The organism is Gluconobacter sp. P1C6_b (assembly GCF_018811945.1).
Lineage (GTDB): Bacteria > Pseudomonadota > Alphaproteobacteria > Acetobacterales > Acetobacteraceae > Gluconobacter.
The window spans coordinates 1-25408 of sequence record NZ_JACRVU010000017.1; the positions used below are offsets into that span (position 1 = coordinate 1).

Below are 25408 nucleotides of genomic sequence, written 5' to 3' on the forward strand. Positions count from 1 at the left end.
CGTCTTCCCGGAAAAGGTCGCCGCCATCCCCTCGATCGCCTGCCGTTTCCACTGGGCGATCATCGTCTGATGTACCCCATGTTTCGAAGCCAGTTCCGCCAGCGTCAGTTCCCCACGGATCGCCTCCAGCGCAACCCGTGACTTGAACTCTGCCGCATACCGTTTCCGCGTAACCTTGCCCATAAAACCCGTCCTCGTTCAGGCCAGATGATAGCTTATCGCCCTGTCCGAAAAATGGGGACCACCTCTGACTTCGACGATGCACGACACAAGGAAGAGCATATCGCCAAGCTCGGCGAGACGACACATGCTCCTCCCGAGCAGATCGTATCCTCCGTCAATGCGCCCTACCTTTTGGGAGAGCAGCTTCGTGATCGTGAGACCACGCCGGAGATCCTGAGGGCTCCCGCTTCGATCCTTATCGCGCGCCCCATTGGGCTGCGTGACGCGGCCATTCTCGCCAGCCGTGTTACGCATATTCCGGTTAGCGTGGCACCGGACGCGGAAGACAGCGACGATGACGAAGGCGCGTCTCTGCCGAGCGCGAGCGGAAGCTTCAGTGGCCTAAACCTTCCTCCTCCTCCATCCCTGACCACGGCGGCGGCCTCATATCCGAGCCGCCATCGCAGCTCCTCCCCTGCGAATTGGCATGGGCCAAGCGCCTGGCTCAGCTATGACGGCACCCGGGAAGGACTGTTTCAGGCCATCGCGACGCGCTTCGGGATCTGGCAGCGTTTCGAGGATGGGCAGATACGGTTTTTCCGTAACGAGACGAAAACATTTGTCGTGCCAACCTTTCCCGGTTCGACAAACATCAACACGTCAATCACGGCCTACACTGGCGGCGGCGGCTCAGGCGGCGGCTCAGGCGGCGGAGGCGGAGGCTCGGGCGGCGGAGGAATGAGCGGTGGCGGAAGTGGCGGCTCCTCCGGCGGTAGCTCAAGTAGCGGCTCCTCCTCCGGAATGACGTCCATCTCCCGCGAAAGCAAAACAGACCGCTGGAAGAATTTGGAGAAGACCGCTCAAACCGTTGCCAATGGTGGACAGGTTATTGCCGACCAAGGCTTAGGGACGTTGTCTGTGACGGGTAATCCGGATCAGGTTGCCCGTGTATCGGACTGGATCCACGGCCTGTCAGAAAGCCTCATGCAGCAGGTCGCTATCGAGGTTCATGTCTATACCCTCAAAATCACCCATGAGACGAACTACGGTTTCAGTCCGCAGATAGCCCTGAAAAATTACGGCAAGGTTTACGGTCTCAGCATGGCACCTGCGGCCATTCCGGGTCTGCAGACCAATGATATTCCCTTCTCCTTTGGCGCGTCTATTCTCGATAGCGCGAAGGGCGCTGCCGGACAGTTCTCCGGTTCTCAGCTCGCGGTACAGGCGTTGTCAGAGCTCGGTAACGTCACCGAAATGTACAGCCGCTCCGCCGTTGCAACGAACGGAATGTCCGCGCCCTTCCAGAATGGAATCAATACGACGTACCTTGCGAGTTCCTCAACGGTGCTCGCATCCAACGCCGGCTCGTCGGCCACGCTGTCTCCAGGTGTGGTCATGAGCGGCTTCATGGGAGAAGTCACGCCACGCATCGTTGATCAGCGGATCATGTTGCACATCAATTTCCTGCTTCAGACCCTCCTGAGCATTCAGAATTTCAGTGCGAGCGGTTCCTCGATCCAGGAACCCAAAACGTCGAGCACCTCGCTTGACGATACCGTCGTCCTGCATTCCGGCTCCACGCTGATGCTGTCGGGTTATATCGATGACGCCTCATCACGCGACCGCACCGGCGCCGGTTCTCCTCTTCTCTGGCTGCTCGGAGGAGGCGGGGATGCCCAGACCCAGAAAACGCAGGTGATTGTTACGGTGGAGGCTCACACGCTATGAACGCGCCGTTCTTTCTCTATCCGTGCATGGCGGCCGCTATTGTGGTGGCCTCATCCTCGCTGGCGCAGGCCGACATCCCGGAGTGCGCGTATCATCTTGAGCGTGCTGCCCCGGGCCAGGTGCTAACGGCGGATCAGATCGATGCGAACAACAACTGTTTGAAGGAGCTTCAGCAGGAAAGCCTTGCTACTGAGTTCCGAGCCAAGATTGCTGACTCCGAGCGCAAAATGAAGGAAAAGCCGCCGGCCGCCCAAGCCGGCCCGACGGGTGGCATGCTTCCTCTTCCCGGCTTCCCGACGCTTACGCCGCCACCCTCGTTGTCTGCGCCATCTCAGCCGAGTGGCCCTCCGCCATACGTGCCGCCCCGGATTGCAATGATCGTGTCAGACGGGGGGAAGCTGACCGCAACCCTGAAGATGAATGACGGCGCCATGCTCGACGCAGTCAAAGGAACAACGCTGCCGGACGGCGCGGTAGTCATTAGTTTGCGGTCCGATGCGGTCTATGTCCGGCATGGCAAGGACATGATCCCTCTCTCTAATGATGATGGTTCGTCCGTGAGCGCGCCAGTTGCGACAGAGCAGTCTGCGTCCCGCTTCCCGGGAGTTCAGATGACAGGCTTGCCGGGCACGCGGCGATGAGCATCGATCTTCGTACCCGCGATCATCAATGGTGCCTGGATGCAAGCTGGAGTGCCTATGGTCGACGCCCTCCCGCGCGTGAGATCCACGCTCGTGCGCGAGCAATCGGGGCTACCAATTATATAATCGTTCCCGGCAACCCCGTGATGGTCGGCTTCTTTACCTTTGCCGACGGGTCACGCCGCAAGTCTCTTTCGCCTGCAGCTATTGCAGCAGCTCGGCACCTGGGACCGAATGCGTACGCAGAATACGAGCCCGAGCCGGGCAAGGTCTGGATTATCGCCACCGGCCCTGACGGGCTGCTGACACCCTTTGCCGATACCCTGATCAGCGCTGATGATCGCGAAGCATTCGAGCAGCGGCTGGATCCTGCGATGATCGCGCGGCGGCAGCGCTTCGACCTCGACAGGGTCGAAGATGAGTTCGCCACGTTTGCGCCGATATCGTTTCCCCTACGGGAAGTATCATCGCGGCGCACTATGGTCGTTCTTGGCGCCGCGGCGGCAATTCTCAGCCTCGGCGCGCTCGGTGCAGATGCGTGGCATGTCCACAACGCCCATGTTGCTGCCGCAGAACGCAAAAAAATGATGGAACAAGAAGCAGCGCGGAGACGCCTCGCGGAAGAGCGCAGAACCGTTGTCGCACCTGACGACTGGCTGGCGGCATGTATGAATACCGCCAAGGCTACACCCCTTTTTGTGGACGGGTGGGAGCTACAGGACTGGACATGTCATGAACAGACAATCGATCTGACTTGGACCCGGGCGGGTGGTACGCTCGCACAGGCACCAGCGGGCAAATATGACGACCAAGGCAATGTAATCCGCCAGGTAATGGCTCTGCAGCCAAAGCGGACACGACCAACGCTGGCGCCCAAAGGCGACGCCCGCCGGATGCTTCTCGCGCTCTTGCAGCGGGTCGGAGTGCAAAGCCAGCTTCACGCGGCACCGGTCGCCGTGAGTCCGGGCCAGCCGGTGGTTCCTTCAGGGGTTCTCGCCAGCACAAGCGCGATCTTTACCTGGCCCACAGATCCTCGCTCAACGCAATGGGGCCTCATTCCGACCCTCCATTTCATTCAACTCCACCATGAGACCGGCCTGACGCGCGATTCCAGTAGCAGCAACGAGAGTGCCGGGTCTTACGCCATCAACGTTCAAATCACGTCAGGAGATCCCGCGTGAGCTTCTTGTCACTAGGTCGCGGCAAGGCGCGGCCTAAGTCTTCCGGCGTCCGCCTGAGCCCTAATGACGCGCAGCATGCTGCGGTCGATGATCTGACGAAGACAATTTACATTGATCGGACGAAGCGCTCGAGTGATGTCTTTCAGGCATGGCTGAATAGTCATCTCAATACTACGGGCGTCGTCTATCACGTTGTTTGGGAAGCCTTCAGCGACATCACTCGGCGCCGGGAAGAGATCCGTCAACGCGGCGCAGCACACCATAAGCCGGGCGAAGCCTCAAACACTGCCCGTAACCAGGCGATCTCAGTTCTAAAAATTGCCGCAACATGCCGGGCGAGCGACGTGCACATCCTGCGCCGGCGCGAGCACACGGAGATTCAGTTTCGGATCAAGAAAAGTCTCATGGTGTACCGTGAGCTGAATAATACAGATGGCGACGCCCTCCTCGTCGCCTTGTATCGGCTGTGCTCCAGTCAGGACAACACCATCAAGCCGCAGGAAACGCAGGACGGCGGTATCACTGGCCATCTTCTCGATGGGACCGGCCTTGAGAACGTCCGCTTGGTGCGCGGGCCGGCCTATCCGGCAAATGATGGCGGCGGCCACATGGAGCTCCGTCTGCAATATCGGGAGAAAAGTGAGGGATCCGGCGCCCTCCCGAACAATGTACTCTTAACCCTACCGCGTCGACCGGATGGTCAGCTGAAACTTGTTCAATATGGTTTCACCGAAGATCAGGTCGACCGCCTGAAGTATATTGCAACGCAACCTTCAGGGGTTCTGATGCTAACCGGGCCGACGGGATCCGGAAAGACAACAACCATCTTCGAGCTCGCGAAATGGCAAGCCCGCACGGATCCCGGAAAGCGTCTTGTCGCGATTGAGCAGCCGGTCGAATATCCCATGCCCTGGGCTGTCCAGCTGGAAATCTCTAATGCCCTGGACGCTGCTGCAGCAGGCAAGAGGTTCCAGGACAATCTGCGCTACAGCCTTCGAATGGATCCAGACCGGCTGATCATCGGCGAAATCCGCGATGCCGAGGTCGCTCTCACCGCATTCGACGCTGCGCAAACCGGACATAGTGTCCTCACGACCCTTCATATCGAAGACCCCTTTGAGTTTGCCACACGCCTGCAGAACATGAACTTCGAGCGTCTTTCGTTTCGTGTCACCTGCAATAGTTCGGTCATCCGGGGGATCGTTGCCCAACGCCTGCTTCCGATCCTATGCGACAGCTGCAAGGAACCATGGACGCCCGGGGACGACCGTATGCCTCACCGCGCGGCAGCCGCGTTAGCGAGCTGGGGCGACACGTCAATGACATTCAAGATGCACGCTGGCGGTTGCGCGCACTGCCAGTTTACGGGCATCGGTTCCGTTACCTCCGTGGCAGAGGTGGTCGAAACCGACGAAGAGCTGATGAACGACCTCATCACGAAGGGCATCGCCATTGCGAGGCGTCGCTTCCGCTCCCGTCCAGACGTTGACACACCCATGGTAGAAAAGGCGATTGCACTCGCCCTGCAAGGGAAAGTCGATCCCTGGACGATCCTTCGCGAGGTCGACAAGATCCCGTCCAAAGAACAGGTTGATCGCGATCGCCGCATCGGCCGAGCGGAACGTGCACGGGCTGCCGAAGAAGCTGACCGCGTTAACAATGACGAGGAGGCAGCCTGATGCCTTTCGAGGTCATCTACCACGACGAGCGGCGCACCTATGGGCTCGAGGGTGCTTCTCCATTCCGCCTGCTTCTACATCGCCTGAACTTCGGCTGGGATGCGCGCGCAAAGCTCTACCAGATGATGATTCCCCGGCTCAGAGACGCTAACGGCTCAACCCCTGAGCGGCTCTTCCAGCAATATGTGCGTCGGCTCCGACGCCGCGGGATGCTCGCCCGCTCGACCGCAGAGGTGGTCGAGGTACTGCTTGAAGAGATGAGCGAACACGGCCGCAAGATGGCCCCCGCAATGAAGCCGCTGATCCCGGCCGACGAGTTTGCGATCATTGACGCGGGGGAAAAAGGTGGGGACCTAGCTCAGGCGCTCGAAAACCTCCTCGAGCAGCGCCGGCGAGCGGCGCATATCATCAAGGCAAACCGCAAAGTCGTGCTCCTGATCGTCTCGTTTTGCGCGATCCTGTCCGCCACGCTCTGGGTCATGGCGAAGTTTGCGATCCCGAAGCTCCTGCCTTTTGCTCAATCCATGTCGCACCGGCAGAGCGCTTCCGAAACAGTTATCCTTACGACGACAAACTGGATCACCGGGACAGGCCCGCTTTGGACCATCGCAGTGGTCGTTGCCATAGCGCTCGCAGTCGTCGCCAGCCTGAAGCGGCTGACTGGCCCGCTTAGGCTCTTTTTGGAAAAGATCCCGCCATGGTCCACCTACCGGGCGATCGAAGGCTATGTGTGGCTTTCGACCTATATCATCCTCGTGCGCGCTGGAACGCCCGAAACCCAGGTCCTTGAGGAACAGGCTAAGACCGCTTCACCCTGGTTGCGCGAGCGCCTTAACGGTCTTGCCGACCTCATGGGGCAGCACGCTCTCCTCTTCCCGCTCGCGCTCGAAGAAAGCGGCTTTCAGTTTCCGTCGCCAGATATGATCGATGACATCGCCAACTCCTGGGGCGGCTCAAAAGACGGTTACGACCGGCTGCTCGCCTCATCGAAGCTATGGGCAGACGACATTGAAATGGCAGCCGTGCAGCGCGCCGAGAGACTGCGCATCGCGGGCTTTGCCCTCATGTGGCTCATCACGGGCGCACTCACATTGGCCACTGATACATTCGTTCCGCTGGACAGCATGTAAGCCTCCAGCGCGGTGAACACTCCCATCTGAGTCTACGAAAGGACTGATTTCATGGAACGCCTTGTTGCCTATATCGCAGGCGCGATCATTGCGATGCTCGCCCTCGGGGGCGTCGGTATATACGCGATGCGTGCCTACCACGGCTCCGGCACAACTACGGCTATCGCGGAAGCAACGGACATCTGGCATTCGGCGCGTTCGGTATACGGCGCAACCGTGGCCGGTGGCATTGAAAACTACAGCGGAGTCAACAATTACAACAGCATTCGAGCGGGCGTTGTTCCAAGCGCCATGTCCAACGGCGACAGCCAGACCATTGCCGGTCCGTGGCAGGGTTCGACCGTAACGCTCTCCGGTACGAACAATACTTTCTATGAGGACTGGAACGGAATTCCGTCGTCATCCTGTGCTCAGTTTGCGCTGTCTCAGCCCACAAACTTCGTCATGGTCAACGGCACGGGCGTCTGGGTCGACAATTCAAACTCCAGCGTTGGCTCAAACATCGCCGCTGCCTGTAATCAGGGCAACACCAGCGTAAGTGAGATCAAGTTCAGCTACGTCGATACGGCCGGCCAATAAGATCTGATGGGCGCATTCCTCCTCTTCGGGCTTCTCATGGTCTCGCTTTTGACCGGCATGATTATGGAGCAGCGCGCCGTCAACAGCCAGCAGCCGGAGCGATCCTCTACAGCGGCCTCCGGCGCTGCGGCGTTCCTGTCCTACAAGCGAGCGGTGCAGGCGTACGTGTATGCCCATCCGTCTGTCTCTGGTTCAATCGACATCGCGTCGCTTCCGGCAACAGAAACGCAAACTGCAACTTCGGCCATGAAGAACGTCGTCCTGCGCACTGGCTCAGGCTCAGAAGTCGTAACGTGGTGGGATGTGAACAGCGGGGCGCTTAACGACGTTCTTTCCCTGGCTGACGGCGACCGTGCGATAGGCGTGTCTACCGGACAGCACTGGACCACACCGGCTGGCGGCGACATGGGACCACTCCCTGTCACTGTGCCGTCAGGTGATGTCGTCTCCTTCGTGATATTTACAGGATCCGGCTACTGAAATGGAAACTCTGCTCTCGATCCTCGCGGGTACTGCGATTGCTGCGATCCTCATCCCGACGGTCGGTCTCATGATCCAAAAAGGCCAGGACCGGCAGGTCCAGGCCATAACAGCAGGGGAGTTCCAAGATCTTCTCTCTGCGTCGCGTAATTACGTCGATGGCCACTACAGCGATTTGGCCTCAACTGTAGCCGTCGGCGGTGCGCTCGAAATCCCTCTAAATGTTCTTCCTCTTCTCCCAAACTTTAGTCAGCAAAACCCTTACGGACAAACCTGGCACGTCTACGTCGAGCAGACGTCGTCTAACGAACTTAATGCAGTAGTGACCTCATGGGGAGGGCAGTCCCTTGGCTTATCGACGCTCACGCGCATAGCGGCACTGGGTGGCAGTCATGCGGGCTTCATTGGAGCTGACAATATTGTTCCAAACGTCAATAGCCAAACAGCCATCGGCGCAAATGGTGGATGGAGAATGGCTCTCGGTGGCACCCCCGTTAACCCAGGCGCAGGACACTTGTTCGGCCTCGCAAGCGGTACTGCTGGCTCTCAATACAACAGCGACACGCTGTATCGGGACAATGTTCCGAACCATCCTGAGCTGAACACAATGAACGCAAACCTAAATATGGGCGGAAACGACATAACCAATACGAATGCAATCCACGCCACGACCGGCCGTTTTGCGGACAGAGTCGGCACCAACGGCCTTGATCCAAATTCTGGATATCCAAGTGGATGGTACGGCGGCGTTCATGCGAATGATGTTTACGCAAATGCAAATATCGGAGCTGGCCCCGTAAATGGGCCTGCCGCAGCCTGGATGAACGCAAACGGGGATGCCGGGTTCGGGAACAACGTTACCGTCGGTCAAACAGTAACAGCAAACAAAGTATTACTTCCATCAGGAAACTCGCTTCAAATCGGTGGTCAATACTTTTACGGAGATGGTTCCAATGCTGCGCTGCGCACGCCAGGCGCTTTCTATCTACAGCATTCGGATGGCTCCGCTGCTGATGAGCATCTTGCAACTTTATATACTGAGCAAGGCGTTCGCCTTAGCGGAACGGGAGCGCCTGGCGGTGCATGCGTAACCGGATCTATTACCGCGCAGAATGACGGGAGCGGCGCACTTCTAAGCTGCGTGAACGGAATCTGGAAGTCCACGACCCGCCCGCCCATCGGATATTATGTCCCGAAAACCAGCGATGGGAATGACGAATACGACGTCATTAATCCCTATACGGGCGGCTTTTCATGTCAGGCGGGAAGCACCGACATGCAATCGGCGACCCTCTGGTACGGCAACTACGGCTACTCAGCTCTACATCTTTGTATCGCACAATGAGTGAACTGCGTCTCCTGGCGCGCCGCGCCGCGCCGCAAAGCGGCATCAAACCTGGAACCTACGATTTTACGCCGGAGTTTCTCATTTCCTTACGTATTAACTTGCGTCGCTACAAACATCGACGCTCCTCCAAAATGCCGAATTACGGTGTCAGAACGATCGGGGGGCACCGGGTGAAGCATGTGATTCCTCTGGGAACACACTGTCTGCCAGCAACCATTCTCCGGAACGCAGACCTGCGCATGGGCGCGCTGCCTTTCGACTGGGTCCATGCGACCCCGGGAATGATCCAACACTGCCTCGAGACGGACTTTTCGGATTTCCTCCCGAAACCTGGCGAAAACGGCCACGCTGCGTTCCGTGATCGCTTTGGGGTGAAGGATATGTTCCCCCATAAGGATCCGCAGACCCCTGAACATCGCCACTACTATACACGGTGTATCGACCGGCACCGACGTTTGATGAAATCCAGGAGCGGCAAGCTATTTGTCATGGTCTCCCGGCCTTCCAATCCCATTGGCTGGCATTTCAGCGAGCTGGTTGACCTCATCAACCGCCTCACGCCCAACGCCGAGCTTCTGGCGATTCAACTCCTGCCGCAGCGCGACAACGGCGAGAGCGTTGGACTTGAACTCTCTCAGGAACGGAATGGATCGAGGCTGTATGACTTCAGGCCCGTGTCCGACGAAGGCGCTCTTGGCTATTTCCCGGACGTCCTAGACGAACTCATGATCCTACGACTGATCTATCAGTATCACCTCCATCCGGTCGCTCTCCCATGACCGCGCTTCCGCCCTGTGTTGCACTGGCCGCCCAAGCCTATAGCGTGCCCGTCGCATCCATTGAGCGTGTCATAGATCATGCATCGGGGCCGGGCCTTGGTGTGATGAAAATCGACCTTCGGTGGTTACCGATCCTCCAACGCGCCGGATTTGATCCTGAGGAGGTCAGGTCCAACGCCTGCATGAACATTGCGGCCGGAGCATGGATCCTTGCATGGGCTGGCGCAGCCCGCTCGTCGCCCAGGGGGCCGGAGCAGGACAAGCCGGTGTCACCCCCTGCCACCGGTTTTACGGGCTCTCTTGGGGCCTGCGTGGCGCATGCTGCCAGGCAGTATCATCTGCCCGAACTCCTCTACCGGGCCATTCTGCTCACTGAGGGTGGTCGGATCGGACATATCAGCCGGAACACAAACGGCACCTATGACATGGGTCCTGCCCAGGTCAATTCGATGCACCTGCCAGAACTCGCCCGCATGGGGATTACGCGCGAGCAGATCATCAACGATGGTTGCCTGAATATTCATATTGGCGCCTGGGTTCTCGCTGGCGCTCTTGGGGGGCACACCCCAGACAACGCCGCAGAATTCTGGAGGCGGGTCGGCAATTACAATTCCAGTACCCCCAAGTACAACGTCGCTTATCAACGTAAGGTTTGGAAAAACGTCCAGATCGCTGCGCACTCACAAACGTCTCCGCCATCATAGGCGACATGTGGCAAATCCCTCTCTGCCGACCCTTCGGCCTTACCCTTCTGCTGCTGTCAGGACTCTGTGCCTGCAGCGAACAGACCCAGCCGCCTGTGCATCCATACGATCAGGACATGAATCACATTCTGTCCGCACTCGACCAGATTGGTGCCGTCCGTTTTCCTTTGGTACGGGCGGGCTCTGTTCTTCCGGCCGAGATGAACCGACCCGTCAGATGGCACTGGCAGGGACCACTCGATGAAGGCGTCCGGCTGGTCGCTACACAGGTCGGCTACCAGACCGATATCCCGCCATGCGCTTCACCGCCGATCATAGAAGTGGATCAGAAGACGACCACGCTCGGTCGCCTTCTGGACGAGATGGCTGCCGCATCATCCGGTCATGCCGACATCTGGGTTGATATCCCTCACCACGTCATAAGGATTTCCTGGAATGCGTAAGCCTCGGCACTCTGCCTGTCGGGCAGCCCTTCTTGCGGCATCACTCTGTGCGTACAACGCCTCTGCACACGCCGAGCCCCCTCAGGATCTTCCTGTCCCGGAGATACCCGACGGCAACCCGGAAGCGGGCAATGCAATCGACACGCCTGTCACCGGTGCAGCCGAAGCCCCGGACATCCCTGACGTGGACAGGCCGTCATCGCTCGAAGCGATGATGACCGTGCGTCCCGGCTACTCTCCCAAACAGGAAAGCGGGAATGGGCGCGACAGTGCCGTGCGCAGTGCGGCGTGGGCCTATGGCGCCCAGGGCGGACGGGCCGCAGAGTCCTACGCGATCAATGAACTCCTGCGCCGATATTCCCATGTTCTGGACCAAAAGGTGGATTTCCGCACTCTGGTGCTTCCCGCCGGCAACGGTCAGACCCTTATCCGGCCGCCCGTTGTCACAGAGGCGCAAATGGCGGTCGCTCTCGATCCAAGTGGCCAGACAGCTCGTGAAACAGGCACGATTTATCAGATTACGCGCCGCGCGCAGCTTGTGACGGCAGTACCGCAATGGCGCACATGGCTTGTACGCACTGTCTCCCCCCCTTCCCCGCCAGCCGACGCGGTCCGGCCACGCACACCGCATGAAGTTGAGGTGTGGAGATCCGGGGTGGCTTATGGCTGGGCAGCCGGACAACGGCAGGCAGTCGAGATCTTTCTCGATGATCTGTCGCGCATGGAACGCGATGTCATGGGCATGGCCCGTTACAGGGTTCTGTTAAGGGCCGGAAAGGTGGCAGCCCCGGAGGTTTCCCAGCTGCACCGCGACGTACAGGGCGGAGCAGATCTGATGCGTCTTGATGACCGGGAGCTTCGCATCCGCAGTCAGCCTGGTCTCGATGCGAACCGCGCGCACTGGCACGTTTCAGAAGGAGGCCAGTAATGCCAGTTAACCCGGCTCCCAACACGCGATCCCACGATCCCGAGCGCATTGCCAGCCTGCTGATCGGCGTCTGCGTCGGAATCGCTCTGTTTTCGTTCCTGCTCTGGTTGAAGTTCCATACCCAGATCGTCGAAGCCGTCCTCTTCGTGCAGGGCTATGAGCTGAGGCTGATTGGACTGTTCACGCACCGTTATGATGCGGTTCTTGTCAATCTTGGGGACGCCGTCCCTGAGCGTGTCTCTGCATCGACACTTTGGGAACTCTGCACGCTGACAGGGTCAGTGCTCCGATGGCCCGCTCTTGTTCTGCTTGTCATTCTCGCCGCCCTCTGTCTGACCCGCGCGCCGCTGGAACGTCACCGCAAACGGTTCGGTCTCGAGGGCATGCAGAAAGCACTCGCGGAGATCCATCCCTTGGGCGCAGCGTGGCTTGGCAAAGGACTAAAGCTGGTGCGCCCCTCACCTCCGGAAGCGCCATTGGCACCTCTCGATCCTGCGCTGAACCTTGAAGAATGGCGCGCACGATACGTGCGAGGCAACTCTCCTGAAGAACTGCGAGATGCTGCGTTTCAAGCCCTGGAGGCGCAGCTTGGCAACACGTGGGATGGCCCCACAAATGCCACGCCAGCAGAAAAGTGTCTCTTTGTGGCCTTTTCTCTTTTTATACAAAGGAAGAAAAATCAAGCTCAGGCTGTTCTGGAAGAGCTGTCGCTGGAACTTAAAGGCACCCTGAAAAATGGTCCTCCCACGTCTTCAAAACGTGTCTCAGCCCGGTTCCTGCGAAAGCTGGATCGACAGCTAAGCCGCAGCGATTTCAACGCGACGTTGCAGTTGACGGGTCGGCATGCATTCAGTCGACCAGCACTCCTTACGCTATTGCAGGAAGCACGGCTCAAAGCCGGCGTCGTCAACCCAGGGCTTTTCGCAGCCATCCAGTTCCTGGACCGCGACCTCTGGCTCGTTCTCTCCGCAGCGTCCTATCCGCGTGACGGACTCCCACCTTATGTCATGGCGATTGCCGCCTGCCCGGAAGCGGCAGCAGCACTGGCACACTGGAAAGCAGAGTGCCTTGCCGGACGCCCGCTGACGACACCCCAGATCTCCAGCCTTCTCAAGACCTTCGGCACACCATGACTGATTCCGTAATTTTTAGCCTTATGCCTGATTTCATCCGTGCGCGCATTGCGGCTTACACCCTCCGGGACTGGGTCGCAGAGCATTATGCCGTACCAGCCCTTCAGCTCGATCGTGCGATGACACTGACGCTTGTCCAGCTCGAACATGCAGCGTCTCGCAAGACCTTTTACGGGTATGACGTGTCCACGGCTCCTGTGTCCCTTCTTGAACCAATTTCGCGTTACATGGACGCGCTGCTGGGTGGGGTGTCACCCGGAGAAGACCGCGAGCGCTTTCCCAAGGATCTGGTCCGGACCCACCAGAGAGTGATCCATGAGTTCGAAACACTGAACCGTCTTGGGAACAAGGCACGATGAGCATGTTCTGGCCGCACGATGGTGAGCCTTTACGGGGCAATACGCTGGACCAGTTCCTGATCTGGTGTTCCGAAGCCGAATGCTCCCGGGTCGAAATCCAGTCAGACATGCCCGTCATGGTGCGCATCCACGGTGAAAACCATCAGGTCACACGTGATGCCAGTCTGCCGGGGGAAGTCGAGGACGCCGTCAACTATATCTTTCGCTCCGCGACGGGAGTGACCAACCTCAAAAACGGCGATCCGATCGATGTCGGGCATACAATCTGGCCTGATCGCAAAAAAAGACGTTACCCCTTTCGCCTGAATGCACTCAGTTCTCAGGTCGGTGCGGATTCAGGCATTTCGGTGACCTTCCGACCTCTGGTTGATATCCCGCGCCCATTAGAGGATCAGCAGGTCGAGCCGCAACTCCTGGACGCGCTCCATGGAGAGTACGGCATTTTCCTGATCTGTGGCGCCACAGGCTCGGGAAAATCGACGCTGATTGGCGGCATTAACAGGGCCCGGCTTGAAAACCCGGATATTCACTGCAACCTGATCGAAGCTTCAGCCCCCCTTGAGATCCTCTATGATCGCGTCGAACGACGCAATTCCGCGGTCACGCAACTTGAGATTCCCCGCAACCTCCGGAGTTTTTCCGAATTTGTCCGCGCGTCCATGCGTCGGGAGCCAACCGACATCGTCGTGGGCGAGTGCCGGGACCCCGAAACCATGGAGGCCTCGATCCAGGCCGGGATCTCCGGCCATCGCCTCCTGAGTTCTATTCATACGAACAGCTGCTCTTCCACTGTCCGACGTGTTCAGGCGCTCTGCCCCGCTGATCAGCGGGACAGCCTGACAATTTCGTTCGTCGAGAACCTCCGTCTTCTGGTGAACCAGAGGCTGCTGAAGTCGACCGACGGCAAAAGGACACCCATTCGGGAGTTCCTGCCTGTGACCCGTGCCATTCGCACCCGCCTTCTGGACGCACCCCGGGATCGCTGGCCAAACATCACGCAGGCCGCTGTCGAAGAGCACGGACAGACTTTCGCTCAATCCATCGCTGCGGCTGTGAAGCAGGGCAGAATCACAGAAGCTGTCGCCGCCGCTGCCATGAAGGAAGAAAACTGATGTGGCGCTTTACCGCAGACCCGGTCCGCCTTCTCATTATCGACGCCCGTGCGCTTGCGCCATTCGCTCTATGGATCGCTCACATGCGCGAATGGACGTTTATCCTCGCCATTATCGGGGTTCTGTTCTTCAGCGTGCTGGCATGGCTCGGACTGACGCTTCCCGTAGCCGTGCGCATGCTCCGGGTCATCCTGTGTGGCCCGGTTCGCCCTCGTCTTCCCTCCTGGAAAAAGCGTGATTACGCATGAGCGATCTTGATGACCTGGTGCGGTGCTGCACGACCCTGATTGAGACGCAGGGATACCGCTTCGAGACGGGCATCCCAGGTGTGGGTGCTCTGCCGGCGTGGCGTGTTGCCCAGACAAACGTGCTTCTGCCGGTATTGCTCCGGCTCGCTGAGGAGTTCTGGAGATCTGAAGCAAGAGGAGCCGGCTTCGGCCTCAAGCTCGAGCCAGACACACTAAGCGTGACGGGCTACACACTGACCGGGCTCTACCATGTCCCGCTGTCGATCACTCTTCTGGCACTCAACGCTGTGCTCAGAACCATTGCCGATGCTGAAGGACGCATCACCCTCGAAGCTCTGACGACCTACACACAAACGGTCACGGGCTGATCCGCACTCACAAACGCCTGTCAGATACTGCACAGGCGTCTAACTTGCTGAGGTCCGCGATGATCATTTCCGTTCCACCTGAGACACAGTCTGTTTCTATTCGTCGTGAAGGGGAACGGACCATCATCGTTCTCGACCACGACACGCTTTCAGAGGGGGCTGACAGTCCGCGCCCCCTCCCGGCAGAAGAGATCGCCACTGAACGGCAACCACAAAGAGCCAGACGCATCCCCCTCCCGATGATCGCTGGCGTCTGTCTGATTGTTGTCGGTACCGTCGTTGGCCACCGGCTGTGGTCGCCCGCGAAAAGCAGTGGTCCCCATACAGCCGACACCTTGCAGATGCCGCTACTCCGCGCCCCTGAATCCGCGGCACGCCGTTCCATCCCCGCCGCGCCTGAAGCCGCCCCGGTACCCAACACAGCGTTCGGGCTGGAATAATCATGGCGACGATCAGACGCCGTATAGACGGTCCGCAGGATTTTCACGAACAAAAGGGTGGGCTGGCATTCCGCGACACCCGAAGCGTCCCTCACAAGGTCGCGGAAATCCTGCGATCCGGGTTCTCGTCCATCGGGCTCGTTGCAATAGCCGGCGTGGCCGTCACTGTTCCCGCACTGACAACCGCCATCGTACCATTGGCCGTCGCCTATGCCGGCTATGTCCTGACCCGGCCGGTGACGTTGCCTCTGCGCTTGCCGGCCAACGCGAAGGGAAAGGACTACGGCAATCCTCAGCCGGACCCAAAGCGGCCTGGCGTCGAAATCCCGGGCAACCCTTCTGGAGACTGGCTGATAGGCTGGGATGAAGTCACGGCCCAACAGGTCTGGCTGTCCGGCAATGATATGACGATGCATGCCATTCTGCCCGGCTCAACCGGGTCCGGCAAAACGCAGTTCATTTATAGTCTTCTGTGCAATGCCCTGGCACAGGGCGGCGGGTTTACGATTGTCGACGGCAAAGCCTCAAACAACCTTGCCTTCTCCGTTGCAGCCATGGCGAGACGGTGGGGCCGAGAGGCAGACCTGCGCTTCATCAATATGATGGTGTCAGCCGGCGACAGGAAGACCAACACCTGGAACCCCTTTTCCTCTGTCAATGCTGAGGGCATGACCGAGCTTCTGCTCACGCTCTTTCTGCCGGAAGACAAAAAAGGCGGAGGGGGTAACTCCGCGCATTTCCGCGACAGGGCCGAAGCGCTTATTCGCGGCATGTCCTATGTCTTCGTCTGGGTCCGGGACAACCTTGGCATTCCGATCATGTCCGAGACGATCCGCACGATGTTCTCTGACATCGTGAAACTGCGCGATCTCTACCAGGATCAGATCTTCACCTACTATGATGCGGATGCAGCTGAGACGCGAACAATCGAGCTTCCGCCAGAATTTGACCGGACCCTGCTGAACCCGGTCCGCGACTACGTGACGGAGACGGGCGGCTTTTCGAACACCAAAAGCGTGGGAGACCAGGACAAGGTTCGCGAGCAGCATTCCTATGTGGTGGGTGGCTTCGGCAAAACCTTTACCCAGATGAGTTCCACGCTGGGGCATATCTTCCGGTGCAATATCGGTGATGTGGACTTCCGGGACGTCATCTTCAATCGGCGCATCCTGGTCGTTCTTCTCCCCTCGCTCGAAAACCACCCGGACACGAACGCCGCCCTGGGCAAGGCCGTCATCACGGCGCTGCGTTACGCGCTGGCAGCAGCACTCGGCACCTCGATTGAGGGCGACTATGAGGACCGCGTCGTGAATCGCGCGTCGTCCTCGACGGTGCCTTATCCTCTGGTTCTGGACGAAGTCGGTCAGTTCGCGACACGCGGGATCGACGCAATGATGGCGTTGGGTCGCGAGCTGAACATTTCCCTGCTGATCTCGTTTCAGGAAGTGGGCACTCTCTACGCCACGCTCGGTAAGGATTTGACCGTTCCGCTTCTTGGCAACCCCAAGCTGAAGATCTTTGAAAATATCGAGGATTCTGGTCCAACCCGGGAGTGGATCGAACAGTCAGGTGGAACGATGCCTGTCAGCGTCCTCCCCGGCTTCGACAGTTCCAACCCTCTGGGCGTCTATGCAGACCAGCAGCGCGCAGACATCCGGGACGTGAAGCGGATCTCCTGGAGCGATGTGCAGAACCTTCGACAGGGGCAGGCCATCATTCTCTTCCGAGGAAAGCGCATCTACACGCGATTGTTCTATGCCGGCATCAAGCCAGAGGGCGTGAACAGGGTGTTCCCCACAGTTTCGGCGGCTCCCGCTCTTGAAGCCCCTGTATCGAAGGAACCGGCTACAGAAGCAGATGACGTGGCTCGGCGTCTTCAGGAAGGGCGCGATCGGATCGAAAAGGGTGATCTCCGGCCGTTAACCGGAGTCTTGGGAGAGCTGTATCAGCGGCTCGGCGTCGTTCTCAATACGGAAGGCACGCCCCTACAGGACGCCCAGGAACTCCTGAACCTGCTCTTCCCCAATGAGACATCGGCAGAAGAAAAGCCGTTCGCAAAGCTGTTTGAGACCCTCGTTCCTCCGTCCGCTCAGTTGCCCCGTACAACGGAACCGCTTCATGCGGATCTGGACAAAGCACTCCTGACCGAGCTGGTGACGTTCGAGACGGCCCTTGGACTGGATGAGCGTGCGGCCGTCGAGGCAGTCACGCACGCCCTGAATCTCTATGCGCGTGGCAAAGAACTCGCATAGCACCTGAGGCGGCATGTCCCATGCCGCCTCCGTCTTCGAACCTACATCCCGCGTCCTGTGCCACGAACCCGCGTGCGATCGCGCTCCCGCTCTTCTGCCTGTGCAGCCGCGCGAGCTTGCTGCAGCCGGTCTTCGGCCTGCTGCGCCCGCCGCCGTTCCTGCAGGTCCTCAACCCTCCGCGCTGCATTCAGGGCATCCTGCGCGGCATAGCCGGCCTTGCGCAGTTTGCGACTGACATCATCCCACTGCGCACGCGGGACATCCCGGATCGGGGCTTCCTCAATATGTCGGCGCACCTGACCACCCGGTGACTGCCCCTTCTGCCGGTTGCGCTCATTGACGTGGTTCTGCCGGATCCAGCGCGTATTGGCTTCTTCGTGCGCCAGGCGGGCTTTTGCCAGATCGACGGCCAGCGACTTGTAGGGATGTCGCCCCATGTCAGATGCCAGACGGTCATACAGATCGTTGACCGTCACCGGCCGGATATCACCCAAAGCCCGCGAAAACGTCTCGGCCTCCCGGAGAGATCCTTCCGACACAGCTGTCCAACACCGATGAACATGCCGGCTTTCAGCGACATAGGACGTAAAGCCGGTCATGGCCGAAGATCCACGCGGCATGGCGTTGATATGCTCATCGGACGTCACACCCTGCGCCGCATCGACCGTCATGGCATGACCAAAGCCCAGTCGAACGCGTCCGGTCTTCGGGTCGGCCAGCCGGGTCCAGGGTACGAGCCCTTCCCGTCCCTTCGCATTCTGTAACACCAGCCCCTCATCGGACCAGCCTTTGACGGTCGTGAAGTCGCCATTCGAACCCAGATCACGCCAGCGACGCCCATGCGCAGTCTCCACCCGGACGCTGGTTTTCGAAAACAACCGAACCCGGTCGCCAACAGCGAGAGGCAGCTCATAGGTGACGCCACGCTGATCGATGGCCGCCTTGACGATCTCCGCCTGCCCGATCTCGCCACGCTTGCGCAGCCGGTCGCGAACGGCACGGCTGAGATCCATGACGTCTTCGTTTGTCGGCGCGGACATGGTGATACCCCGCTCCGATCCGGCCTGCGTCAGCATGTCGCGACGTCGAAGATACAGGTCAGCGATCTGCTCAACGACCTGGTCATGGTCGCCCCCCACAAGTCGGATCGTGCCGTCCTTGCGCTTCATGTCGATGGCTTCACGCGCCCGGGCAATGTCGGCTTTCTTCTGTTCGTCCTCGGTCTGGCTCAGGTCGCGGCCGGGACTGCGGAACATGCTGGCGATCTGCCGACCACGCGCGGACTTCTGGCGGATCGTGCTCAACAGCTCCGGGCGCGCTTCTTTGGGCATAACCCGCAAAAGCAGTTCCACAGCGTCACCAGCCTCAATCGCCTGGGCCTGTTCCCGGTCGCCCACCACCCGAAGGGCAAAACCTTTTTCCTGCTGAAGCTGAAGGATCTCAAGCAGCTGACGCGGGGAGACCTGACTGACTTCATCAAGGACAAGAACAGACTGGCGATCGAGGACAATCTTTCCCTGCGCCAGACCGTCCAGAAGGGGAGTCATCGCGTAGGTCTGGGAAATGCCCGCATCCTTCAGCGCATCGGCCTGACGCCAGGCAATGGCCGCGCCAATGACGGTGCGACCATCCTCCTGCCAGGCGTCGACCAGAGGCTTCAGAAGTGTCGTTTTGCCGGAGCCAGCAACACCGATCAGAAAGCCCAGACCGCCCGCCTGACCAAGCGCGTTGATAGCCGCAAGCTGCGCCGCGCCGTGTGCGGGCTCGCGCGTGAAGTCGAGACCCGACCGGGCGACGGCTGCGGCGATCTGCTCGTCACTGAGCGCGCCGTCTCGCGTTCGCGACGACAACCCGGCAAGACGGGCCATGTCCTTTTCGAGCGCGATCTGGGCGCTTGTCGCGACCCGGAGGCGGCCGTCCTGCTCGCGCTCCAGAAAGCGGACCTGTTGACCGTCGATCTCAATGCCACGCTCCTGGATCAGATCGGCGATCCGCTCGACGTCCTGCGTGCCTTCAATGCCAGCCGCAATGAGACCCCGTGCGGCATGGGTCCGGAACGTGTCCCGGTCGAGAACAGCAGCTGTCCGAAATTCCTCAGCCAATTTCTTCGCCGCAATCGCATAAGCCAGTTCGTAGCGCTCAGCGCGCCCTAATGGCTGGACCTTCTCATTGGTCAGGACAGTATCGTGATACCACCCGATGTCGTGAGCCTGCTCAAGCCAGAACTCCCTGTCGTTGCTGCCATTGTACTTCTTTGAGCGGTAAGCGAGATTTGCGTTGTGAAGGATTGAAAACTTCCGCTCGGCCGACAGATCGTTCCAGTCCAGGCCCTGCCGTTTGGCATAGGCTTTTCCCATTTTCTCCGCCTGGGAATGCCGCTTTGAAAAAAGCTCACAGGCTTCTCGCGGCACACTATCAATCGCGATTGCGCGGCCGCTCTCGTCGACATGCACCGCGATACCGAGCTTGCGAAGTTCGCTTGCAAGTTCCGCCTGGAAATACGCCCCGAACATGAAAGACGTCGCACTGGTAATGCGAGCACTGTCCAGCGAACCCAAATGGCCGCTTTCGGTCGCTACGGCATTCAAAAGCAGATTGTGAATATGCGCCTGTGGATCCCCCGGCACCGGAACTTCCACCGCCGCCGTGGGGCCTTTTGCGCCATCCTGAATCTTCATGACCGGTCGTGCCGTGTAGTGCCGGAACGATACCCACGCGACTTCCCCCCGTTCCAGCGTGGCTGTCTTTCCTGACCCTCTGCGCGCCACGCCAACCTCTTTGGCAATAAACGCCATAGCCTTGTCGTTGGCCTTGTGAATTGCGCTCCAGATGAGAGCCCGCTCGGCAGCCGTCGACGCAAATTCAGCGGCAAGCGTCACTGATTTATCGGGGGACGCTGTGAAGTCGATGGCTGAGTGCTCACGTTTCCGGCCGGTGTTGGCCCATTTCTCACCCGTGTCAGCACGCTTCGCTTCGAACAGATTGGCCAGCGCCTGGTCTGTCGGCACCTTCATGACGTCAATGCCTAGCGCATCAGCGATCCGGGGGCCCATATCTGGCGACCACATTCCCCGCCCATCACGTCCGGTATAGTAGGTTGTCAGCCTGTCACCTGTATCACGGGTCGGATCACTCCGCTCCCGTTCAAAGCGGGCATCCTTCTCCGGCTCGGACTGATTCTCTCTCAGATAGGCGACGATCAGCTTGCCGGCACCTGCCGCAGAAATCTTCCGGTAAGTGATCATCTTCCAACCGGCGCAGAGAAGGTGGAAGCTTCAAGCCGGCCAAGCTGCGCCGAGATTGTCTCAAGGGCGGCACCCTGCTGTTCCATGGCCTGGGCCATGCGCGCGACGACCTCGACCAGGCCCTCGCCTTCTTCTGCTTTCTCTGGAGGGCTGACCATCTGGTGGATTTGGGCGAGCGTCTCCCCGATCTGATCCAGCCGTTGCAAAACGAGGAGCTGAAACGGCGCTTCGCGATCTACCGGTTGCGGGAGGTCAAATACGTTTTCGTCTGGCATGCATCGTCTCCGTGGGCAAAGGAGACATTTTGCTCGAGGTGGTTGTGAGTGCTCGCCGACAAAAACTGTCGCTCTGAGCCCACATCGTCTCAGAGACTATCTGCCTAGCCGTCGCATCCCACCAGAAGCGCAATCTGACGTCTGATGGCAGCAAGCTGATCGGATCTCACCTTGCTGCCTGTCACGGTGACACGTTGCTTGGATGTGGTGGTAAGCAGAGCACTGACTGCCCAACAAGGTTTGGTGCAGCCGTTATCAGCTGTTGGGTCGATCCGTACCGCCAGATCCGGAATGACGAGGTTCTCATCGTCGGTCAGCGGCACGAGCATCACGTTCGGCCACTCAGGCGGAAAGAGGTCGTCTTCGACAACAACAGCCGGCCGACGCTTGTTGGGCTCCTTCGGCAGCGCATCTCCGCGCCAGTCCGCCAGAACAATGTCTCCAGGCGAGAAAATCGCTGCCATAGCGACCGGCCGATCAGGCGCCATGGGTTCCGCCAGCCTCTTCAAAAAGTGCTTGGGCGGAAGGCGTTGCAGCGACGTAGCGGGCAACACGCGCACTGTCCCTGCGGATACGGTCTCGGCGCGCACTCTTTGCCCCTGTCTCCAGAAGATCACGAATGAGCTGGCTCAGAGGGATACCGCGCGCCGTTGCTTCCTGCTCCAGGTCAGTGCGCAGCCGCTCGTCCAGACGGATCGAAAGGGGGGATGCCATGACACACTCCATACATTCAGAACGTCGTTAACGTAGCGCAGTTCTGTAGTGCAAAACAACATATTTGGCAGGGCAGAATGCGCCGAGATGTCTTCGGCTTCGGCCCGCCCCGGCTCCGCCGGATGTAACACCCGCAGGGTGGCGCGAAGCGCAAACTGAAAGTTTGCATTTGTGTATGGAAAAAGAAAAAGACTGATACTCTTGTGATACTCTCTTGATACCGACGCGATAGCGAAGCGATATCTGTTGATACCGAGGCGATATCGTTCTAGAGTGCAACTCAGACGCCAGTAGAAGCGTCAGCAAGCCCCTGTGAGGACACACATGACTGCCGCCAGCATCGGAATTGAGGGAGCACTCGGAGCGCTTGAAAGCGCGTCTGGTGCGACGTCTCTGCGTGTCTGGATGGAAGCGCACCGCGATGAGCTTCTGACGACTCTCGATGGTCGGCGTCTGAACTGGAAGGCTCTATGCACGTGGTTTGCCGAAGTCGGCCTGACGAACGCGAAGGGTGAAGCGCCGTCTGTAGGATGCGCCAAGTTGCTCTGGAACCGGGTCGGCAAGACGCTCGAGGCCCGCAGACAGCGTCATGCCGATGCAGCCGCGGCCGCAGAGCGACTGGCTGACGAAAAGAAAGCAGCCCGCGAGGCTGCGAAGGCGAGCCGGGATGCCGAAGCGGTTGAGGCTGGAGCATTGTCCCAGAGGATGCAGGAGGCAGACCGGGCTCAGAGCTATGCCACAGCCCAACGGATTGAAGTGCAGGAGGCTCATGCCAGGGCGGCAGTCCAGCGTCAGGAGCGCGCCCAGCAACTCGCCGCGAGCGCACAGCAGAGCGAGATTGAGCCCTCTGATCCATCAGAGTTCATCACGCTGGACCTTCCGGTGCTCGAAGGCGTTTCGCGTCGTGCTTACCTGCCAGTCGATCCCAAGCTTCCGCCTGTTCGCAAAGGGGATATCAATCGTGCGACAGGCAATGCATGGCAGTATGGCGGCGATCTGCCGGGATATCCCAGCAAGCGAAACTACGAATACGAGAAAAACTGGCTGCGGGACGTGGGCCTTCTTCTGCGTCATCGTCATCCGACAAACCTGACGATGACGCCGGAAGAAAAGTTCGTCATGCGTGGCGCCAAAAGCTGCATTCCGAACCTGTACTGATCCGGATGAACCGCACTCACATAGACCTGTGAGACTCTTCTGGGACGGGAGACTTCCCCGCAACATCAGGAGACACAGGCACCATGGCAGAAAAGCCCACAACGCCACCGGTTAAGAAAGAGCCCCCACGGCGGCGCGCCGTCTGGCGTATCGCTCGGGGCCGAAGCGGTGGGAGCCTCGCGCTCGCCATTTTCATCTTTTGGGCCATTCAGGCAGGCCGGGACGTTTTGGCAGCGGATGGCGATCCGAATAACCCGATGCTGTCCAAGCTGTTTCCACCCGAAGGCAAGCACGGCGTCAAACGCCCGGCCAACGCGGAACTGGAAGGGAGCAAGCTCTGGCTGGCCAACACACTCGCGCAGGCACTCGAACACAATGCTTCCCTCGCGATCGATATGGGCGGCGGTGACCGGGTCAGTGAAGAGCTGGCAGCAGAATCCCATCTGGCGGACTTTCTGAAAGCCAATGGCGTCAATCCGACTTTCGCATATTTCACCGGTCCGGAGCGGGACGATTTCGATCACGTCTATCGCATCTGGGAGTCTGGGGCTTTCAGGGGCGGCGATTCAATCCTCTTCCTGAACGAGGGTCTTTTCCGTTCGTCGTCCCGATCTATCGATCCCTTTCTGTGGCTCAAAGAAGATCCGCGACTGGCAGAAATGGAGGCAGCAGGTGTGCGCCCGATCGTCTTCCCTGCTCTGACATGCATGAAGTATCTGGAGGGTGATGACATGAACGTCTTTGACGTGGTGGCGGACAAGCCGAAGGCTGACGGCACCATGGTCAATCCGCTCTGGAAGCACATGACCGTCAAATGGCTTGAAGCATTCGAGCACAATATCAAGGAAGAAGGCGTGGCCGAATGGCTGCCGTAAGCAGCCTCCCCCCCTCGACCACACAGGAGGCGCGTGAGCGCCTTCTGGCAAGCCTGCATGATGCGGGGATAGAGCCCTCCAGCCCTCTGGGTCTGATCATGATTTCCCAGTCTGAGGGCATCAGTCTGGCCAGTGCACGGTTCGACCGGGCGGCTGAGGCACTGTCTGCGGCCTCGCGGACTGCTGAGACGGGACTGGCGGACCTCCGGGAGCAGCTGACACGCGGGGTCGAACAGGTTGAAAGCCTCAAGGCGTCTGGAGAGAGCCGGATCCGCACACAGGAAATTTTCCTCGAGCGGGAACAGACGGCGGCCGTGGCGCAGATTGTCAAAAACATCGAGCAGGCGCTGACGAAGAATGTCGTGGCGCAGCAAGAGGATCTGTTCAAGGCTCTCAAGAAGCGCCTTCCTGAGAACGAGGAACTGTTCTACCGCCAGATCCGCTGGAACCGGATTTTCATGGCCTTTGTTATCGCGGCCGGTCTGGTGACACTGGGCTACTGGAGCGGGAGCCGCGTTTCCTCGGAGGAGACCGTGAGAGGTCATTTCTGCTCCGAGCACCTTCAATATGACAAGCCGACCGGGATGCAGTGGTGCCCCCTGACGCTGCCCTCTCAGGGCACCGGGACCAGTCGGTCATGACGTTCGGGCGCGTCTGGAAAGGCTTTGCGTCATTCAGGGGTCATGCGATCGGCGCGATCCGCTTGCGGATTGCGCCGATCGCACGATTTGTTTCCGGGTCGAACGCGTTGCGGGAGATTTACGCCAGCCCGCTCCGGTTGGTGCTCTGGGGAAGTGGGTGCCTCTCAATCCTCGGCGGCGCGTGTGCCCATATGATTTTCAGTTCATCACTGGGCTTTGCTGCGTTTCCTGTTGGCGCTTTTGGAGTGCTGCCCATTTCCTGCGTCGGCCTTTATCTTTTCGTGTACTTTGAGGCCCATGCGGGCTTGTTTTGGTCTGTCGTAGGATTGACCGTTCTGGCGATCTTCGTGCCGCTAGCCGAACCATTGTTTTTTGGGCGGTGACCTATCGTGCTGGCACCGCCAGGGCGAAGCCCTGACGCAATATACTTCACAGCCGCGCTTGCGCGGTTGTGTCCATTTTGGCGCGGTCTGACCGAACAACAAAAAAGGCGGCTCCCAGGGGAACCGCCTTTTGCGTGTGTGGACCTGGCCGAGGCCGATCAGGCGAGGCCGTTCGAGGCGGCCCGGATCTCCTCGGGGGTGGCACCTGCGGCGCGCGCGTCTTCTGCGGCCTTCTCGATGCTGGAATCGAAGCGGGTATTTTCCAGAAAGGTCATGAGGGCGTCCGCGATGGCAAAGCCACGCGCAAGGTGCTCCAGCCTTCTCAGGGGGAGGCTCTTGGCGCTGGCGTCGGGGACATATTGGGCGAGTTCGTGAGACATGGGAGAGGCTCCACGACCGGGCGGGGCCGGTCGCTCTTCGAAG

Annotated in this window: 29 protein-coding genes; 23 read left to right on the top strand and 6 right to left on the bottom strand. The window is 59.4% G+C overall.

Annotated elements, in window-relative coordinates:
• A partial coding sequence (locus KP701_RS11530) for a transposase (RefSeq protein WP_215747293.1) occupies positions 1–183 on the bottom strand: 183 nt, incomplete at its 3' end.
• Positions 184–234: 51 nt separating this feature from the next.
• Here KP701_RS11530 and KP701_RS11535 point away from each other — a divergent pair.
• From KP701_RS11535 to KP701_RS11625, 19 genes are read left to right on the top strand one after another with little or no spacing between them, the layout of a single operon-like run.
• Positions 235–1890, top strand: coding sequence for a secretin N-terminal domain-containing protein (locus KP701_RS11535; protein WP_252345580.1), 1656 nt, complete (start codon positions 235–237; stop codon positions 1888–1890).
• Positions 1887–2531, top strand: coding sequence for a type IV pilus biogenesis protein PilP (pilP, locus tag KP701_RS11540; RefSeq protein ID WP_252345581.1), 645 nt, complete (start codon positions 1887–1889; stop codon positions 2529–2531). Before KP701_RS11535 ends, pilP begins: the two co-directional genes overlap by 4 nt.
• Entirely contained in the window at positions 2528–3712 is a 1185-nt protein-coding gene (pilO2, locus tag KP701_RS11545) for a type 4b pilus protein PilO2 (RefSeq protein ID WP_215747295.1), read from the top strand. The genes pilP and pilO2 overlap by 4 nt, the downstream gene beginning before the upstream one ends.
• The gene (locus KP701_RS11550; RefSeq protein ID WP_215747296.1) at positions 3709–5391 is read left to right on the top strand and encodes an ATPase, T2SS/T4P/T4SS family; all 1683 of its coding nucleotides are present in this window, start codon (positions 3709–3711) and stop codon (positions 5389–5391) included. Before pilO2 ends, KP701_RS11550 begins: the two co-directional genes overlap by 4 nt.
• The gene (locus KP701_RS11555) at positions 5391–6521 is read left to right on the top strand and encodes a pilus biosynthesis protein PilR (RefSeq protein WP_215747297.1); all 1131 of its coding nucleotides are present in this window, start codon (positions 5391–5393) and stop codon (positions 6519–6521) included. Before KP701_RS11550 ends, KP701_RS11555 begins: the two co-directional genes overlap by 1 nt.
• Positions 6522–6572: 51 nt before the next feature.
• The gene (locus KP701_RS11560) at positions 6573–7100 is read left to right on the top strand and encodes a type 4 pilus major pilin (protein ID WP_215747298.1); all 528 of its coding nucleotides are present in this window, start codon (positions 6573–6575) and stop codon (positions 7098–7100) included.
• 6 nt (positions 7101–7106) lie between these two features.
• Positions 7107–7580, top strand: a complete 474-nt coding sequence (gene pilM, locus KP701_RS11565) for a type IV pilus biogenesis protein PilM (RefSeq protein ID WP_215747299.1) — start codon at positions 7107–7109, stop codon at positions 7578–7580.
• A gap of 1 nt (position 7581) precedes the next feature.
• Positions 7582–8925: a shufflon system plasmid conjugative transfer pilus tip adhesin PilV gene (pilV, locus tag KP701_RS11570; protein WP_215747300.1), complete on the top strand. Its 1344-nt coding sequence runs from the start codon at positions 7582–7584 to the stop codon at positions 8923–8925.
• Complete coding sequence (locus tag KP701_RS11575; protein ID WP_252345582.1) at positions 8922–9707, top strand: DUF1796 family putative cysteine peptidase; 786 nt, start codon at positions 8922–8924, stop codon at positions 9705–9707. The genes pilV and KP701_RS11575 overlap by 4 nt, the downstream gene beginning before the upstream one ends.
• A complete protein-coding gene (locus KP701_RS11580) occupies positions 9704–10411 on the top strand; it encodes a transglycosylase SLT domain-containing protein (RefSeq protein ID WP_215747302.1) in 708 nt (235 codons plus the stop codon). Before KP701_RS11575 ends, KP701_RS11580 begins: the two co-directional genes overlap by 4 nt.
• Positions 10412–10416: 5 nt before the next feature.
• Entirely contained in the window at positions 10417–10854 is a 438-nt protein-coding gene (locus KP701_RS11585; RefSeq protein WP_215747303.1) for a DotD/TraH family lipoprotein, read from the top strand.
• Complete coding sequence (locus KP701_RS11590; protein WP_215747304.1) at positions 10847–11782, top strand: type IV secretion system DotC family protein; 936 nt, start codon at positions 10847–10849, stop codon at positions 11780–11782. Before KP701_RS11585 ends, KP701_RS11590 begins: the two co-directional genes overlap by 8 nt.
• Positions 11782–12915: a hypothetical protein gene (locus tag KP701_RS11595; protein ID WP_215747305.1), complete on the top strand. Its 1134-nt coding sequence runs from the start codon at positions 11782–11784 to the stop codon at positions 12913–12915. Before KP701_RS11590 ends, KP701_RS11595 begins: the two co-directional genes overlap by 1 nt.
• Positions 12912–13274: a hypothetical protein gene (locus KP701_RS11600; RefSeq protein WP_252345584.1), complete on the top strand. Its 363-nt coding sequence runs from the start codon at positions 12912–12914 to the stop codon at positions 13272–13274. Before KP701_RS11595 ends, KP701_RS11600 begins: the two co-directional genes overlap by 4 nt.
• Positions 13271–14386 carry a type IV pilus twitching motility protein PilT gene (locus KP701_RS11605; protein WP_211591026.1) on the top strand — a complete coding sequence of 372 codons (1116 nt, stop codon included), beginning with the start codon at positions 13271–13273 and terminating at the stop codon, positions 14384–14386. Before KP701_RS11600 ends, KP701_RS11605 begins: the two co-directional genes overlap by 4 nt.
• Positions 14386–14634, top strand: coding sequence for an IcmT/TraK family protein (icmT, locus tag KP701_RS11610; RefSeq protein WP_010504824.1), 249 nt, complete (start codon positions 14386–14388; stop codon positions 14632–14634). Before KP701_RS11605 ends, icmT begins: the two co-directional genes overlap by 1 nt.
• Positions 14631–15002, top strand: coding sequence for a hypothetical protein (locus KP701_RS11615; protein ID WP_215747307.1), 372 nt, complete (start codon positions 14631–14633; stop codon positions 15000–15002). Before icmT ends, KP701_RS11615 begins: the two co-directional genes overlap by 4 nt.
• Positions 15003–15061: 59 nt before the next feature.
• The gene (locus tag KP701_RS11620) at positions 15062–15442 is read left to right on the top strand and encodes a hypothetical protein (RefSeq protein WP_215747308.1); all 381 of its coding nucleotides are present in this window, start codon (positions 15062–15064) and stop codon (positions 15440–15442) included.
• Between the two features lie 2 nt (positions 15443–15444).
• Positions 15445–17694 (top strand): type IV secretion system DNA-binding domain-containing protein, encoded by a 2250-nt coding sequence (locus KP701_RS11625; protein WP_215747309.1) that lies wholly within the window; start codon positions 15445–15447, stop codon positions 17692–17694.
• A 41-nt stretch (positions 17695–17735) separates the two neighbouring features.
• Here the strand turns inward: KP701_RS11625 and mobF are convergent, their stop codons facing one another.
• The 4 genes from mobF to KP701_RS11645 form a co-directional block, all read right to left on the bottom strand.
• Positions 17736–20939, bottom strand: a complete 3204-nt coding sequence (mobF, locus tag KP701_RS11630; RefSeq protein WP_215747310.1) for a MobF family relaxase — start codon at positions 20937–20939, stop codon at positions 17736–17738.
• A complete protein-coding gene (locus KP701_RS11635; protein ID WP_215747311.1) occupies positions 20936–21214 on the bottom strand; it encodes a hypothetical protein in 279 nt (92 codons plus the stop codon). The genes mobF and KP701_RS11635 overlap by 4 nt, the downstream gene beginning before the upstream one ends.
• Positions 21215–21318: 104 nt before the next feature.
• The gene (locus KP701_RS11640) at positions 21319–21702 is read right to left on the bottom strand and encodes a type II toxin-antitoxin system PemK/MazF family toxin (protein ID WP_215747312.1); all 384 of its coding nucleotides are present in this window, start codon (positions 21700–21702) and stop codon (positions 21319–21321) included.
• On the bottom strand, positions 21692–21928 hold the full coding sequence (locus KP701_RS11645) for a BrnA antitoxin family protein (RefSeq protein WP_228123965.1): 237 nt from the start codon (positions 21926–21928) through the stop codon (positions 21692–21694). The genes KP701_RS11640 and KP701_RS11645 overlap by 11 nt, the downstream gene beginning before the upstream one ends.
• A gap of 324 nt (positions 21929–22252) precedes the next feature.
• On the opposite strand from KP701_RS11645, the gene KP701_RS11650 reads away from it, so the two are divergent.
• The 4 genes from KP701_RS11650 to KP701_RS11665 all read left to right on the top strand — a co-directional run bounded on the left by KP701_RS11650 (position 22253) and on the right by KP701_RS11665 (position 24985).
• Positions 22253–23086: a hypothetical protein gene (locus KP701_RS11650; RefSeq protein ID WP_215747313.1), complete on the top strand. Its 834-nt coding sequence runs from the start codon at positions 22253–22255 to the stop codon at positions 23084–23086.
• An 83-nt stretch (positions 23087–23169) separates the two neighbouring features.
• Positions 23170–23961: a hypothetical protein gene (locus tag KP701_RS11655; protein ID WP_215747314.1), complete on the top strand. Its 792-nt coding sequence runs from the start codon at positions 23170–23172 to the stop codon at positions 23959–23961.
• Positions 23949–24602 carry a hypothetical protein gene (locus KP701_RS11660; protein ID WP_215747315.1) on the top strand — a complete coding sequence of 218 codons (654 nt, stop codon included), beginning with the start codon at positions 23949–23951 and terminating at the stop codon, positions 24600–24602. The genes KP701_RS11655 and KP701_RS11660 overlap by 13 nt, the downstream gene beginning before the upstream one ends.
• Positions 24599–24985, top strand: a complete 387-nt coding sequence (locus KP701_RS11665) for a hypothetical protein (protein ID WP_215747316.1) — start codon at positions 24599–24601, stop codon at positions 24983–24985. The genes KP701_RS11660 and KP701_RS11665 overlap by 4 nt, the downstream gene beginning before the upstream one ends.
• A 158-nt stretch (positions 24986–25143) precedes the next feature.
• Here KP701_RS11665 and KP701_RS11670 read toward each other — a convergent pair whose 3' ends face one another.
• Positions 25144–25365, bottom strand: coding sequence for a hypothetical protein (locus tag KP701_RS11670; protein WP_141354304.1), 222 nt, complete (start codon positions 25363–25365; stop codon positions 25144–25146).
• Between the last annotated feature and the right edge of the window lie 43 nt (positions 25366–25408).